We start from the raw sequence: 14,402 nt of genomic DNA, 5'->3' as shown, positions 1-14,402 counted from the left end.
CGTGACAATCTTCGGGACGGGCAGCCGATAACTTGATTATTAACAGGCTGCAAATAGCTTGAGGGCATAACATCTGCCTTCTGCCGCAATCATAAGCAGCCTCCTGGACCATAACAAGCCGGGAAAATTCGGAGGAGACATGGTTGTGCGGATGGATAAAGAGCAGGTAGCGGGTTTACCCGGCACCTTCCCAGCCTGGATAGAACACCATGCCCAGGTGCGCGGCAACAAAGTTGCCATGCGCGAAAAAGACCTGGGAATCTGGCAGACCTGGACGTGGCAGGAGCTGGCCGAACAGGCCGAGCAACTGGCTGCGGGCCTGGCCGGGCTGGGTGTCAAAGACGGTCAGCACGTCGCGGTGATCGGTGAAAACCGCCCGCGCCTGTACCTGGCCATGATGGCGGCGCAAATGCTGGGCGCTGTGCCCGTGCCTTTGTATCAGGATGCGGTAGCCCAGGAAATGCTGCACGTATTGCTGGATGCCAGCATACGCGTGGCCGTGGTCGAGGACCAGGAGCAGGTCGACAAGCTACTGGAAGTCTGGGATCAGTGCCCCGATCTGGATGCGCTGATCTATGACGACCCACGCGGTCTGCGCAATTATCAGCAAGAGCAGCTGCAATACATCGAGCAGGTCATGGAGCAGGGCCGCCTGCAATTGGCGCGGGATCCGGACTGTGTGCGACGTATCTGGAAGGCCATTACGCCTGACCATGCTGCCGCCATGTTCTACACCTCCGGCACCACCGGCAAGCCCAAGGGGGTGGTGCTGACTCACGGCGCTCTGGTGGATCGTGGCCTGGCCATTCAGGAACTGGAATCGCTGACCGATGCCGAGGAAGTGCTGGCTTATCTGCCTCCCGCCTGGATCGGGCAGAACATGTTTTCCTACACGCAGTTCCTGGTCACGGGCTTTACGGTGAATCACCCTGAGTCACCCGAAACCGTGTCCATCGACCTGCATGATATTGGCCCGACCTATTACTTTGCGCCTCCCCGCGTGCTGGAAGGCTTGCTCACGCAAGTGACTATCCGCATGGAAGATGCCGGTGCCCTGAAGCGCGCCTTGTACAAGCGTTTCATGTCTCTGGCGCACCGTGTGGGTGTGAAGATTCTGGACAAGCGCCCCGGCGTGGGGATGTGGGATCGCCTGTGCTATGGCCTGGGCAATATCCTGATCTACGGCCCCTTGCGTAATGCCTTGGGCATGAGCCGCGTGCGTGTGGCCTATACCGCTGGTGAAGCCATCGGACCCGATCTGTTCGACTTTTACCGTTCCATTGGCATCAACCTGAAGCAGCTCTATGGCGCTACCGAGACCTCGGTATTCGTCTGCGTCCAGGAAGACGGCCATGTGCGTGCCGACACCGTAGGCCCACCTGTGAAAGGCGTGGAAATCCGCGTGGCCGATAACGGTGAAATTCAGGTGCGCAGCCCCGGTTTGTTCAAGGAGTACTACCGCAACCCCGAGTCCACCGCCGAGTCCTTTACCGAGGACGGCTGGTACCACACGGGTGATGCCGGTTATCTGGACACCGATGGTCAGTTAAAGATCATCGACCGTGCCAAGGACGTGGGCAAACTGGCCGATGGCTCCTTGTTTGCACCCAAGTACATCGAGAACAAGCTCAAGTTTTTCCCCTTCATCAAGGAAGCCGTGGCTTTTGGCGATGGTCAGGAGGAAGTGTGTGCCTTTATCAATATTGATCTGGAAGCCGTGGGTAACTGGGCCGAACGTCGCAACCTGCCCTATGCCGGTTACACCGATCTGGCCGGCAAACCCGAGGTCTATGCCCTGATTCGGGATTGTGTGGCTCAGGTCAATGCTGATCTGGCTAACGACCCCAAGCTGGCCGGATCGCGCATCAGCGCCTTCCTGATTCTGCACAAAGAGCTGGACCCCGATGACGATGAACTGACCCGTACCCGCAAAGTACGTCGCGGCTTTATCGCGCAAAAGTACAAGGTTCTGGTCGATGCCCTGTTCAATGGCCTGGACAGGCAGTTTGTGGAGACAGAAGTGAAGTTTGAGGATGGGCGCAGCGGTCGCATTTCGGCAGACCTGCACATTGAGCGCATGACAGACGCAGCAGCAAGGAGCGCATGATGAGTGAGGCGCAAATGCCGGGCCGTCGCATTGGCCCAGTGGTACTGGATTTGAAGAATATTTCGCTGTCCTTTGGTGGTGTGAAAGCGCTGACCGACATCTCGTTCAACATCCGTGAGCACGAGATCCGCTCCATCATCGGCCCGAACGGCGCAGGCAAAAGCTCCATGCTGAACGTCATCAATGGCGTGTATGCACCACAACAAGGCGAGATTGTCTTGCGTGACCAGAGTTATGCCCGCATGAACTCGCGTCACACCGCCGAGCAGGGCATTGCCCGCACCTTTCAGAACCTGGCTCTGTTCAAGGGCATGAGTGTGCTGGACAACATCATGACCGGCCGCAATCTGCACATGAAAAGCGGGGTGTTTGCCCAGGCTTTCCGACTGGGCGGTGCCGAGCGTGAAGAGATTCGCAACCGTGAATACGTGGAAGGCATCATCGACTTTCTGGAAATCCAGGCCTACCGAAAAACGCCGGTAGGACGCTTGCCTTACGGCCTGCAAAAGCGGGTTGACCTGGGTCGGGCACTGGCGATGCAACCGAGCATTCTGCTACTGGATGAGCCCATGGCGGGCATGAACATCGAAGAAAAGCAGGATATGTGCCGTTTCATTCTGGATGTGAACGAAGAGTACGGCACCACGATTGTTTTGATTGAACACGATATGGGTGTGGTCATGGATATTTCGGACCGTGTGGTGGTCCTGGACTATGGCAAGAAAATTGGTGACGGAGTACCGGACGAAGTACGACAAAATCCGGACGTCATCCGCGCCTATCTTGGCGCTGGCCATTGAGGGGAACGGACATGGCATTTTTTCTTGAAACTTTGCTGGGCGGCCTGATGAGCGGGATGTTGTACGCCCTGGTCGCGCTGGGCTTTGTGCTGATCTTCAAAGCATCGGGTGTCTTTAACTTTGCACAGGGCGCCATGGTGCTGGTGGCCGCGCTGGCCATGGCCCGTCTGTCCCAGTGGATTCCGCAGTTGCTGGGCATGGAGCCGGGCATCCTGGGCAATGTGCTGGCTTTCATTGTCTCGGCCATCTTGATGTTTGTGCTGGCCGTCGTCATTGAGCGCTGGGTGCTGCGCTATCTGGTGAATCAGGAAGGCACAACCTTGCTGATGGCCACGATCGGTATCAGCTATCTGCTCGACGGTCTGGGTCAGATCGTGTTTGGCAGCTCCGTGTATTCCATTGATGTGGGCATGCCCAAAGACCCGGCTTTCATTCTGGAGTCCATGTTTGAAGGCGGTGTTCTGGTCAGCCTGGAAGACCTGAGCTCGGCCGTGGTTGCAGCCTTGCTGGTTGTGGCCCTGGCCATCTTCTTCCAATACACCAGCGTGGGCCGTGCCCTGCGTGCGGTGGCGGACGATCATCAGGCAGCGCAATCCATTGGTATTCCCTTGAACCGTATCTGGGTGGTGGTCTGGACCGTAGCCGGTTTGGTGGCTCTGGTTGCCGGCATTATCTGGGGCTCCAAATACGGGGTGCAGTTCACCTTGTCGACCGCAGCGCTGCGCGCCTTGCCGGTGGTGATTCTGGGTGGTCTGACCTCGGTGCCCGGCGCTATTGTGGGTGGCCTGATTATCGGTGTGGGCGAGAAGGTGTCCGAGGTGTACCTGGGCCCTTATGTAGGTGGCGGCATCGAGATCTGGTTTGCTTATGTGCTGGCCCTGGTGTTCTTGCTGTTCCGACCACAAGGTCTGTTCGGCGAGAAGATTATTGATCGCGTCTGAGGTGGAGTCGATATGATTTACCGCGAAAATGGTCAGTTCAAAAGCAGCTATCGGGCTGACCAGCAGATTTTTCCCATCCGCCAGGATCGCTATGTGGTGTTGGGCTTGTTGCTGGTGGCATTTCTGCTGGTGCCAGCCATGGCATCCAACTACTTCCTGCAAGCTATTCTGATCCCCTTTCTGATCCTGTCTTTGGCAGCGATTGGCCTGAACATTCTGGTGGGCTATTGCGGCCAGATTTCCATCGGTTCGGGTGCTTTCATGGCTGTGGGTGCGTATGCCGCCTGGAACTTTGGTGTCCGTATTCCGGAGCTGCCACTGGTCCTGCAGATCCTGCTGGGCGGCGTGTTCGCCACCTTGGTAGGCGTGGCCTTTGGTATCCCCAGCTTGCGTATCCGTGGCTTGTACCTGGCCGTCACAACCCTGGCCGCACAGTTCTTTGTGGATTGGGCTTTCCTGCGTATTGCCTTCTTCACGAACTACTCGCCCTCGGGCAACGTGTCGGTGCCTGCCTTGAGCGCCTTTGGCTTGCCGGTTCAAACCCCCATGCAGAAGTACTTGTTCGTGCTGATCTTCGTGGTGGTGTTTGCTCTGCTGGCCAAGAACCTGGTGCGTGGCGCGATTGGCCGCCAATGGATGGCCATTCGTGACATGGACGTGGCCGCAGAAGTGATTGGTATTCGTCCGGTCTACGCCAAGCTCACCGCCTTTGCCGTCAGCTCTTTCATCATCGGTGTGGCCGGTGCCTTGTGGGCCTTTGTGCACCTGGGTTCCTGGGAGCCGCTGGCCTTTGACCTGAACCGCTCCTTGCAGTTGCTGTTCATCGTCATCATCGGGGGTCTGGGCTCGATCGTAGGCAGCTTTTTCGGTGCCGCGTTCATGGTCTTGCTGCCCGTGTTCCTGACCAACGTGCCGCACTGGTTTGGTGTGTCCATTGGCGTGGATACAGCCTCGCATATTGAACACATGGTGTTCGGTGCCCTGATCGTATTTTTCTTGATTGTGGAGCCACACGGTTTGGCTCGACTCTGGAGTATTGGTAAGGAAAAGCTGCGCTTGTGGCCCTTCCCCCATTAACAGCAGGTAGGCAGTTCATTACAACAACAGCCCCGCCATCGGGACGGGGTACTTAGACAAATGGTACTTATCGGAGGACCAGGAGATGACAACACGACTGAAACGCGCTGTGCTCGGTTTGAGTGCTTGCGCTGCAATGCTGACCATGAGTACAGCCGCTGTAGCAGCCGAGGAACAGTACATTCCCTTGCTGACCTACCGCACCGGCTCCTTTGCCCCACTGGGTATTCCATGGGCGGACGGCAAGCTGGACTATCTGGCTTTGGTTAATGAACGTGACGGCGGTGTGAATGGCGTCAAGCTGGTATACGAAGAGTGTGAAACAGCGTACGCCACCGACCGTGGCGTGGAGTGCTACGAGCGCATGAAAGGCAAGAACGGGGGCGCTTCGGGTTTTGATACCCAGTCCACGGGCATTACCTTCGCGCTGACCGACAAGGCCTTTGTCGATGGCGTGACCATTGAAACCATGGGCTACGGCCTGTCGCACTCGGCTAACGGTGCGGTATTCGAGTGGAACTTCCCGCTGCTGGGTACCTACTGGACTGCGGCTGACGTCATGATCCAGGACATCGCCAAGCAAGTGGGCGAGGACAAGCTGAAGGACCAGCGCATTGCTCTGGTTTATCACGACTCGCCGTACGGCAAGGAGCCTATCGCCCTGTTGCAAGCACGCGCCAAGGAACAAGGCTTCAAGCTGGATCTGTACCCTGTGACCGCCCCTGGCGTGGAACAGAAATCCACCTGGCTGCAAGTGCGCAAGAACCGTCCTGACTTCGTCCTGCTGTGGAGCGCCGGGATCATGACGCCTACCGCCATCCGTGAAGCTCAGGCTGTGGGTTACCCACGCGACAAGATCTACGGCATCTGGTGGGCAGCTTCCGAGAGCGATGTGGTCGATCTGGGCCAGACCGCCAAGGGCTACAAGGGCATCACCATTCACAACAGTGCTGGGGACGGTCCGGTGCATGACGCTGTGCGCGAGATGCACGCCAAAGGCAAAGGCGCTGAAAACGGTGACAAGTACGTCGGCACGCTGGCTCACACCCGCGGCATGATGATCTCCATGATGCAGGTTGAGGCTATCCGCACCGCACAAGAGAAGTTCGGCAAAGGTCAGCACATGACCCCCGAGCAAGTGCGCTGGGGCTTCGAGAACCTGAATCTGGACGAAGCACGCCTGAAAGAGCTGGGCTTTGAAGGCATCATGCGTCCCGTCAAAACCTCGTGCAACAACCACATGGGTGATGACTGGGCCCGTATCGTGCAGTGGGACGGCAGCAAGTTCGACGTCGTGTCCGACTGGTATCAGTCCGACAAGAAGTTTGTCGATCCTTTAGTCAAGGAAATGTCGGCTAAATACGCCGCCGAGAAGAAAATTACGCCTCGCACCTGCGAAGGCTAAACCCAGGCGCCCAGGGTTCGCCCTGGGCACTGCATTGCGTGGGGAAGATTATGAGTGAGACCGTAGGCCAAGTGGATGAGACGCCCATCTTGTTGGACGTCAATGGCATCGAAGTGATTTACAACCACGTCATTCTGGTGCTCAAGGGCGTGTCCTTGCGTGTGCCAGAGGGGCGGATTGTTGCCTTGCTGGGCGCCAACGGTGCCGGTAAAACCACGACCTTGCGGGCCGTATCGAATTTGCTGCGCGCCGAGCGTGGCGATGTGACCAAAGGCCAGATCCATCTGCGTGGCGAACGTATTGACCAACTGACTCCGGCTGATCTGGTCAAGCGCGGCGTGGTGCAGGTGATGGAAGGGCGCCACTGTTTTGCGCACTTGAGCATTGAAGAGAATCTGCTGACCGGGGCTTATACCCGTACCTTGTCACGCGGCGATTTAAGCGCCGAGCTGGACAAGGTGTACCAGTATTTTCCGCGTCTGAAGCAGCGCCGTACCAGTCAGGCCGGCTATACCTCGGGCGGGGAGCAGCAAATGTGTGCCATTGGCCGTGCCTTGATGGCCGACCCGGGCATGATCTTGCTGGATGAACCCTCCATGGGCCTGGCACCACAGGTGGTGGAAGAAATTTTCGAGATCGTGCGTGACCTGAATCAGCGCGAGCGCGTCAGCTTCTTGCTGGCCGAGCAAAACACCAACGTGGCCCTGAAGTATGCCGACTACGGCTACATCCTGGAAAACGGCCGCGTCATGATGGATGGACCCTCCCAGGCCTTGGCCGAGAACGAAGACGTCAAGGAGTTCTATCTGGGTGTGTCCGGGGGCGAGCGCAAGAGCTTTCGCGACAATAAATTTTATCGACGACGCAAGCGCTGGCTGGCTTAACTCCCAAGGATTTCCAATGTATCAGCAGGGCCTGGCCTGTATTGAAAGCAGCAGGATCAACACAGGAGCAGGCTACCGATCGGGATGCACACAAGGTGCCGCCCTGACCCCTTTTGACGTTTTTAGTTTTGGGCAGCTTCTGGCTACACGGGGTGTGGTAGCAGAGCTTGGTATCGACACCTGTCTGTCTGCGGACAGAACGTCGGCTGGGCGCGGGAGTGTTTGAATGCCAATTCATCCCACTGGAGGAGAGATGAGCGAATATTACGACGAGCGCGAAACCCTGGAGCCGGACGAGCGCGAAGCCGATTTACTGTCCCGTTTGCCGCAGGTCTTGCAAGCGGCCGCAAAAGGGGCCCCTGCGATTGCCAAGCAACTGGGTTCGGTTGATCTGGCCGCCGTGCGCAGCCGCGAGGATCTGCTGGCCATTCCGGTGTTTCGTAAAAGCGAGCTGCTGAAAGCCCAGCTGGAAGCGCGCGAGCAGGCTCGCTCGGGCGGGCCATCGGCTGATTACGCGCAGTCCGTATTCGGGGGCTTTTCCTCCATTGCCTGGGGTGCGGCCCGCAAGGTGTTTGCCTCGCCCGGTCCCATGTACGAGCCAGAAAGCCGTCGCCCGGATTATTGGGGCTTTGCGCGCGCACTGTACGCGGCTGGCTTTCGTCGCGAGGAACTGATTTTCAACTGCTTCTCCTACCATTTCACTCCGGCTGGCTCCATGATGGAGACCGCCGCACATGCCCTGGATTGCACGGTGTTTCCAGGCGGCGTGGGTCAAACCGAACAGCAAGTACAGGCCATGGCCGATTTGCGCCCGCATGGTTATACCGGCACACCCAGTTTTCTGAAGATCATCATGGAAAAAGCCCAGTCCATGCAGATTGCTCTGCCAGGGCTGAGCAAGGCCTTGTTCTCCGGCGAAGCCTATCCGCCTTCCTTGCAAAAGTGGTTCAGCGAGCACGGCGTGGCAGGCTACCAGGCCTACGGCAGTGCTGATCTGGGCATGATTGCCTATGAGACACAGGCCCGCGAAGGCTTGGTGCTCAATGAAAACCTGATTCTGGAAATTGTGCGTCCTGGTACAGGCCAGCCGGTTGCGCCGGGCGAAGTGGGCGAGGTGGTCGTGACCTCCTTTAACCCCGACTATCCGCTGGTGCGTTTCGGGACAGGAGACTTGTCTGCTGTCATGCCCGGCCAGTCTCCCTGCGGTCGTACCAACCAGCGTATTCGCGGCTGGATGGGGCGTGCTGACCAGACCACCAAGGTGCGCGGCATGTTTGTGCATCCAGGGCAGGTGGAGCAGATTCGTCTGCGTCACAAGGAGCTGGGCCAGGCGCGCTTGGTGGTGCGTGGTGCCAGCGGCCAGGATCAGATGGTGTTCCAAGTTGAAGTCTCCGCCAAGCCTGAGGGCTTGGAAAGCGCTTTGGCCGACTCGATTCGTGAAATTACCAAATTGCGTGCTCAGGTGGAGTTCATGGAGCCAGGAGCCTTGCCTCGGGATGGTAAAGTCATCGAGGACCAACGCAGCTACGATTAATTAGCCATGTAGATATGCACACAAGTAGCAGTCGGGCTGCGGTACTATGCTGGAAAATAGTCAATACCTATATCTTTGAGGAGAGCCCGATGCGCTTTGTGCCAGTTTCTGCTGTAGTCCTGGCCTTGATGGCCAGCATGCCTGCTGCCCAGGCCGACACCCTGGACAACGTCAAACAGCGCGGTCACGTGCTGTGTGGTGTGACCACCGGATTTGCCGGTTTTTCTGCCCCTGATGACAAGGGCACGTGGACGGGGCTGGATATCGACGTGTGTCGCTCGGTAGCCGCCGCCACCCTGGGCGACGCCAGCAAATTCAAGGCTGTGCCCTTGAACTCGCAGCAGCGCTTTACGGCTCTGCAGTCCGGTGAGATTGATCTGTTGGCTCGTAACACCACCGTGACCCAGCAGCGTGACACCGCTGTCGGTGCGATCCACGCCGGTATCAACTTCTACGACGGTCAGGGCTTTTTGGTGTCCAAGAAACTGGGCGTATCCAGCGCCAAGGAATTGAACGGTGCCACGGTTTGTATGCAGACTGGCACGTCTAACGAAAACACCATGGCTGACTGGGCACGTGCCAACAAGGTTGAGTACAAGCCTGTAGTAATCGAGCAGTTCAACGAAGTGGTTAACGCTTTCGTGGCTGGCCGCTGTGATGTGTTCTCTACCGACGCTTCCGGTCTGGCGTCGATCCGTATCTCCAAAATGGAGAACCCGGACGACTACCTGGTGCTGCCTGAAATCATTTCCAAAGAGCCGCTGGGCCCATTCGTCCGTCAGGGTGATGATGCCTGGCTGAACATTGTGAAATGGTCCATTCAGGCCAGCTTCAACGCCGAAGAGCTGGGTGTGACCGCTGCCAACGTGGACGAGAAGCTCAAGAGCAACAACCCCAACATCCAGCGTTTGCTGGGCGTGACTCCCGGTGCCGGTAAAAACCTGGGCCTGGACGAAAAATGGGCTTACAACATCATCAAGCAAGTTGGTAACTACGGTGAGTCCTTCGAGCGCAACGTGGGTAAAGGTAGCCCGTTGCAAATCGAACGTGGCCTGAACGCCTTGTGGATCGACGGTGGCCTGATCTACGGTCTGCCTATTCGTTAATTCTTTCGGGATTTGCGATATGCAACAAGCAGCTCTCTTTGAGAGCTGCTTTTTTATTGACTGTTCGATCTGGGGGCGATGACGTTGATATGCTTTTTGCCTCGCCCGGCGATATGGGCTGCCCTGAACCCTTGGTGTATGTATCGCCGTGTGTTGGAACACGGCGATAGATAGGCTACGTAACTGTAGTACGCGGTTTTCGGATGGGAGACGTCCAGCATTGTTTCCCCCGATATGGCAAGCCGTATGGGGCAAACAGGGAGACTTAGCTCTTGCGCCGCAATACCAGCGAAATCTTGGCAAAGGCCACTTGCAGATCCTGTGTGGCACCTTGGAAAATCACAGGGCGGCCACGCCGGGTAAAGCAGATCAGGCGCTTGGAGTTGAACAACGGCACAAACTTGGCAAAGTGAATGTCTTGCCAGTGCACTTCCCGCTTCATGATCCAGTTCTGGCGTATACCGTTCTGGTCAATCGTGGTGATGCCGTGCCACATATGCCAGGCAATCAGAATCAGGCCGGTAAACAGCAGGACCAGGCAGCCCGCCAGGACGGGGCTGATGGCGGCCCCTTGTGGGGAGCTGGCCACCAGCGCGAAACGCACGCCGATTAGGGCCAGCACAATCCAGGCGCTGGCTGCTACCCATTTGGGCCAGGAACGGCCTTGAATGGGAAGCGAGCCCAGATCCTTCAACATGGCATCAATTTCCTCTTTCGAGGGAGCTTGGCTCATCAGCACGCGGCGGCCCCTTGCTTGCGGGCGGCCAGAGCGTTACCGGCGTTGCTGGCCGATTTGCGCTTCAAATGAGCCGAAATCCATTGCCCCGTGTCTACCACGGCGTTCAGATCAATGCCGGTTTCAATATCCAGGCCTTGCATCAGGAACAGAACGTCTTCAGTGGCGACGTTGCCGGTTGCCCCCTTGGCGTAGGGGCAGCCGCCCAGACCGGCTACGGAGCTATGAAAAATATGGATGCCAGCTTGCATGGAAGCAACGATATTGGCGATGGCCTGGCCGTAGGTATCGTGGAAGTGGCCGGACACATGAGCCGGGTCAATGTGCTCGGTTACCATGCGCATGACGTCATACACCTGGCGGGCCGTGCCTACGCCGATGGTGTCGGCCACGTCGATCTCGTCACAGCCCAGTTCGATCAGGCGTTTGCCCACTTTCAGCACATTGGAGGGAGCCACAGCGCCTTCATAGGGACAGCCGAAAGAACAGCTGATGGAGCCGCGCAGACGCAAACCGGCTTCTTTGGCAGCCTGGGCAACCGGGGCAAAGCGCTCCAGCGATTCTTCGATGCTGCAATTGATATTGCGCTGGGAAAATGCCTCACTGGCGGCGGCAAAGATCACCACTTCGTCAGCCTTGGCGGCCAGGGCACCTTCAAAACCACGCATATTGGGTGTCAGAACCGAATAAATCGTACCGGGACGTCGGTCGATAGCAGCCATTACATCTGCGCCGTCCGCCATTTGCGGCACCCATTTGGGCGAGACAAAGGACGCGGCTTCCACGTTCACAAAACCGGCGTGGGACAAGCGGTTGACCAGTTCGACCTTGATGTCGGTGGGGATGAATTCTTTTTCGTTCTGCAGGCCGTCCCGAGGACCGACCTCCACAATCTTGACGCGCGATGGGTATGACATGAAGTTTCCTGAAGGGGTAGATGGCTGGGGCTGGAAGGCCCTTACGTAATCGTCATGATACCTCTTGAAGGCCAGGGCTGGCGTCCTAGGAACTGCCCTATGGTCTTTAAGGTTTCAAGCGTTGAAAGCGTCCGTCTGCCAGGGGCTCGATGCAGCCTGCCAGCTCCAGTTCAGCCAGAACGGCGGGCAGTTCGGTCGCCAGCAGGCCTGTGCGCCGCATCAGCTGTTCGGGGCTGAGGGGCGCAAAGTCAATGCGCTCAAGAATAGGGCGTAATTCCTCGGGCAAGGCTTCATAAGGATTGGGTTTTGAACCAGTTTGTGGAGCCGTATCCAGATTGAAGTCGCCTTGCACATTGCCCAGTTCGTCCAGAATATCCTGGGCGCTTTCCACCAGTTTGGCACCTTGGCGTATCAAGGCATGGCAGCCGCGAGCCAAAGGGGAGTGAATGGAGCCGGGAATGGCAAAAACTTCTCGACCTAATTCTCCGGCCAGACGGGCCGTGATCAGGGAGCCACTTTGTTTGGCCGCTTCAACCACCAGTACGCCTTTGGCCAAGGCAGCCACAATGCGATTACGGCGTGGGAAGTGATGGGGCATGGCCCGGGTGCCCAAAGGAAACTCGCTCAGCAATAGACCGTCAGCGCTGATCTGATGAGCCAGATCGCGGTGTGCTGCCGGGTAGACCAAGTCCAGCCCCGTCCCCATCACGGCAATAGTGCCTGCGGAAGAAGGGCCGGTTTTTAACGCTCCTTTGTGTGCCGCCTGGTCGATACCGCTGGCCAGGCCGCTGATGATGCACCAGCCTCTGGAAGCCAGAGTAGCTGCAAAATCTGTCGCGATTTCCTGACCGGATTGGGTGGCATTGCGGGCTCCCACAATAGCCAGTCCTTTGCGTTGCAAGGCTCCCAGATCGCCGTTGGCATACAACAGCAAAGGTGCGTCGTGCAGGTCCAGCAAGGAGGCGGGATAGGTGGGGTCCGCCAGCGTCACGATATGGTGATTGGCTTGCTTGAGCCATGCCACCGCTTGTTCAATCTGCGCCTGCAGCTCGTCCAGTGGTTCCTGGCTTAATTGCACAGCCAGTTCGGCCGGAAGATGGCGCGACAGGGTTTGAACCGAGCTTTGATAGATTTGCGGTGGCAGCCCACAGGCAGCCAGCAATTGCCGGGCCTGGGCGGGCGCAAGCTCTGGCTCCAGCGACAGGCGCAACCAGGCACGCAATTCTTCCGAGATTTCATCCGAGCTAAAATGATCAGGCATAAGGTAGTGTGGCACGAAACCGATCTTTGTTCTGTGTGGCCCGGACGTTTGTATCCAGTGTGACTGCCGCTTTGTGGGCTAGGGCTTCATATGCTGCCGGGGCAATCGGGTGCCGCCCTGAAACTTGTTTTATTATATCGACTTATCGCTTTTTCTTCGGACATGACAATGGCTTTGCTTCCTATCCTTAAATTTCCTGACCCACGTCTGCACACGGTTGCCAAACCCGTGCAGGAGGTCGACGACCGTATTCGCAAACTGGTCAAGGATATGGCCGAGACCATGTATGACGCACCCGGCGTAGGGCTGGCCGCGACGCAGGTTGACGTGCACGAGCGCGTGGTGGTCATTGACGTATCGGAAAGCGGCAATGAATTGCTGGTGCTGATCAACCCTGAGATCACCTGGAAAAGTGAAGAGCTGAAGGTCTACGAAGAAGGCTGCCTGTCTGTACCTGATACCTACGACAAGGTTGAGCGCGCCGCCAATATTCGCTTCAAGGCCCAGAATGAAAAAGGCGAGTGGTACGAGAAAGAAGCCGATGGCCTGCTGGCCGTGTGTGTTCAGCATGAACTGGACCACCTGGATGGCAAGGTGTTTGTGGAGTACCTGTCCGTGCTCAAGCGTGAGCGTATCCGCAGCCGTCTGCGCAAGCAGCAACGTGAAGCACTGAAGGCAGGGCAATAGTCGCCATGCGTATTGTTTTTGCCGGCACTCCGGATTTTGCCCGTATCGCCCTGGAAGCCCTGTTAGCACAGGGCTTTGATGTTCCTTTGGTCATGACGCAGCCAGACCGTCCAGCTGGCCGTGGCATGAAGCTCAGTCCCAGCCCGGTCAAGCAAGCCGCTGTGAACGCTAATATCCCGGTGCTGCAGCCGCACAGCTTGCGTCTGGATGGCAAGTATCCCGAGGAAGCAGCCCAGGCCCGCCAGACCTTGCTGGATTTACAGCCGGATCTGATGGTGGTGGCAGCCTACGGTCTGATTTTGCCCAAGTGGACTTTGGAGCTGCCGCGCTATGGTTGCTTCAATATTCATGCCAGCCTCCTGCCTCGTTGGCGCGGTGCGGCACCGATCCAGCGTGCGATTCAGGCGGGTGATGCGGCCACGGGCATTACCATCATGCAGATGGATGAAGGCCTGGATACCGGCGATATGCTGGTGCGCAGCGAGCTGGCGATTCGTGATGATCACAGTGCCGCAACCCTGCATGACGATTTGGCGCAGCTAGGTGCACAGGCCTTGCTGGAAGCCTTGCAGCAAGTGCATGATGGCACCTTGCAGGCGACTCCCCAGCCAGAAGAAGGCGTGACCTACGCCGAGAAACTGTCCAAGGCCGAATCAGTGCTGGAGTTAGGCCAACCGGCCAAGGAGCTGGAGCGCCGTATTCGCGCGTTTGACCCAGTGCCTGGCTCCACCCTGTCCCTGCCCGGTTTGGAGCAGCCCGTGAAGGTTTGGCGCGCTCAGGCGCTAGAGCAGAAGCATTCAGCAGAGCCTGGTCAGGTTCTGAACGTCAGTGCCCAAGGCATTGACGTGGCTTGCGGGGAAGGTGTGTTGCGTTTGCTGGAGCTGCAAAAAGCCGGTTCCAAGCGTCAGCCCGTCGCCGTCTTTGTGCAGGGCTGGCAGTCTCGCTAA

Annotated in this window: 13 protein-coding genes; 10 read left to right on the top strand and 3 right to left on the bottom strand. The window is 57.7% G+C overall.

Features of this window, described 5'->3' with window-relative positions:
* Positions 1–151: 151 nt before the first annotated feature.
* The 8 genes from OSH04_RS15740 (at position 152) to OSH04_RS15705 (ending at position 9,854) form a co-directional block, all read left to right on the top strand.
* On the top strand, positions 152–2,107 hold the full coding sequence (locus OSH04_RS15740) for an AMP-dependent synthetase/ligase (protein ID WP_035268890.1): 1,956 nt from the start codon (positions 152–154) through the stop codon (positions 2,105–2,107).
* A 14-nt stretch (positions 2,108–2,121) separates the two neighbouring features.
* Positions 2,122–2,907: an ABC transporter ATP-binding protein gene (locus OSH04_RS15735; RefSeq protein ID WP_009460135.1), complete on the top strand. Its 786-nt coding sequence runs from the start codon at positions 2,122–2,124 to the stop codon at positions 2,905–2,907.
* An 11-nt stretch (positions 2,908–2,918) separates the two neighbouring features.
* The gene (locus OSH04_RS15730; RefSeq protein ID WP_009460134.1) at positions 2,919–3,848 is read left to right on the top strand and encodes a branched-chain amino acid ABC transporter permease; all 930 of its coding nucleotides are present in this window, start codon (positions 2,919–2,921) and stop codon (positions 3,846–3,848) included.
* A 12-nt stretch (positions 3,849–3,860) separates the two neighbouring features.
* Positions 3,861–4,925, top strand: a complete 1,065-nt coding sequence (locus OSH04_RS15725) for a branched-chain amino acid ABC transporter permease (protein WP_009460133.1) — start codon at positions 3,861–3,863, stop codon at positions 4,923–4,925.
* 136 nt (positions 4,926–5,061) lie between these two features.
* Positions 5,062–6,330 (top strand): ABC transporter substrate-binding protein, encoded by a 1,269-nt coding sequence (locus OSH04_RS15720; RefSeq protein ID WP_009460132.1) that lies wholly within the window; start codon positions 5,062–5,064, stop codon positions 6,328–6,330.
* 50 nt (positions 6,331–6,380) lie between these two features.
* On the top strand, positions 6,381–7,214 hold the full coding sequence (locus OSH04_RS15715; protein ID WP_035268554.1) for an ABC transporter ATP-binding protein: 834 nt from the start codon (positions 6,381–6,383) through the stop codon (positions 7,212–7,214).
* A gap of 253 nt (positions 7,215–7,467) precedes the next feature.
* Positions 7,468–8,748, top strand: a complete 1,281-nt coding sequence (locus OSH04_RS15710; RefSeq protein ID WP_060186532.1) for a phenylacetate--CoA ligase family protein — start codon at positions 7,468–7,470, stop codon at positions 8,746–8,748.
* Positions 8,749–8,837: 89 nt separating this feature from the next.
* A complete protein-coding gene (locus OSH04_RS15705; RefSeq protein ID WP_021447094.1) occupies positions 8,838–9,854 on the top strand; it encodes an amino acid ABC transporter substrate-binding protein in 1,017 nt (338 codons plus the stop codon).
* A 265-nt stretch (positions 9,855–10,119) separates the two neighbouring features.
* On the opposite strand, the gene OSH04_RS15700 is transcribed toward OSH04_RS15705, so the two are convergent.
* The 3 genes from OSH04_RS15700 to dprA form a co-directional block, all read right to left on the bottom strand.
* Positions 10,120–10,587: a hypothetical protein gene (locus tag OSH04_RS15700; protein ID WP_035268888.1), complete on the bottom strand. Its 468-nt coding sequence runs from the start codon at positions 10,585–10,587 to the stop codon at positions 10,120–10,122.
* On the bottom strand, positions 10,587–11,507 hold the full coding sequence (locus tag OSH04_RS15695; RefSeq protein WP_009460129.1) for a hydroxymethylglutaryl-CoA lyase: 921 nt from the start codon (positions 11,505–11,507) through the stop codon (positions 10,587–10,589). Before OSH04_RS15695 ends, OSH04_RS15700 begins: the two co-directional genes overlap by 1 nt.
* Before the next feature lie 106 nt (positions 11,508–11,613).
* Positions 11,614–12,768, bottom strand: coding sequence for a DNA-processing protein DprA (gene dprA, locus OSH04_RS15690; protein ID WP_266108815.1), 1,155 nt, complete (start codon positions 12,766–12,768; stop codon positions 11,614–11,616).
* A 168-nt stretch (positions 12,769–12,936) separates the two neighbouring features.
* Between dprA and def the strand changes: the two genes are divergently transcribed.
* Together def and fmt are read left to right on the top strand one after the other, a co-directional pair.
* The gene (gene def / locus OSH04_RS15685; RefSeq protein WP_009460127.1) at positions 12,937–13,455 is read left to right on the top strand and encodes a peptide deformylase; all 519 of its coding nucleotides are present in this window, start codon (positions 12,937–12,939) and stop codon (positions 13,453–13,455) included.
* A gap of 5 nt (positions 13,456–13,460) precedes the next feature.
* Positions 13,461–14,402: a methionyl-tRNA formyltransferase gene (fmt, locus tag OSH04_RS15680; protein WP_266108814.1), complete on the top strand. Its 942-nt coding sequence runs from the start codon at positions 13,461–13,463 to the stop codon at positions 14,400–14,402.

The sequence above is a fragment of the Alcaligenes nematophilus genome, assembly GCF_026344155.1.
Classification (GTDB): Bacteria; Pseudomonadota; Gammaproteobacteria; order Burkholderiales; family Burkholderiaceae_B; genus Alcaligenes; species Alcaligenes phenolicus.
Note: the sequence above shows the minus strand (reverse complement) of the source record. Positions and strands in the feature narration are given on the sequence as shown.

Coding starts and splice junctions, on each gene's coding strand:
- OSH04_RS15740 (WP_035268890.1), top strand. CDS start 152: ATGGATAAAGAGCAGGTAGCGGGTTTACCCGGCACCTTCCCAGCCTGG.
- OSH04_RS15735 (WP_009460135.1), top strand. CDS start 2,122: ATGCCGGGCCGTCGCATTGGCCCAGTGGTACTGGATTTGAAGAATATT.
- OSH04_RS15730 (WP_009460134.1), top strand. CDS start 2,919: ATGGCATTTTTTCTTGAAACTTTGCTGGGCGGCCTGATGAGCGGGATG.
- OSH04_RS15725 (WP_009460133.1), top strand. CDS start 3,861: ATGATTTACCGCGAAAATGGTCAGTTCAAAAGCAGCTATCGGGCTGAC.
- OSH04_RS15720 (WP_009460132.1), top strand. CDS start 5,062: ATGCTGACCATGAGTACAGCCGCTGTAGCAGCCGAGGAACAGTACATT.
- OSH04_RS15715 (WP_035268554.1), top strand. CDS start 6,381: ATGAGTGAGACCGTAGGCCAAGTGGATGAGACGCCCATCTTGTTGGAC.
- OSH04_RS15710 (WP_060186532.1), top strand. CDS start 7,468: ATGAGCGAATATTACGACGAGCGCGAAACCCTGGAGCCGGACGAGCGC.
- OSH04_RS15705 (WP_021447094.1), top strand. CDS start 8,838: ATGCGCTTTGTGCCAGTTTCTGCTGTAGTCCTGGCCTTGATGGCCAGC.
- OSH04_RS15700 (WP_035268888.1), bottom strand. CDS start 10,587: ATGAGCCAAGCTCCCTCGAAAGAGGAAATTGATGCCATGTTGAAGGAT.
- OSH04_RS15695 (WP_009460129.1), bottom strand. CDS start 11,507: ATGTCATACCCATCGCGCGTCAAGATTGTGGAGGTCGGTCCTCGGGAC.
- dprA (WP_266108815.1), bottom strand. CDS start 12,768: ATGCCTGATCATTTTAGCTCGGATGAAATCTCGGAAGAATTGCGTGCC.
- def (WP_009460127.1), top strand. CDS start 12,937: ATGGCTTTGCTTCCTATCCTTAAATTTCCTGACCCACGTCTGCACACG.
- fmt (WP_266108814.1), top strand. CDS start 13,461: ATGCGTATTGTTTTTGCCGGCACTCCGGATTTTGCCCGTATCGCCCTG.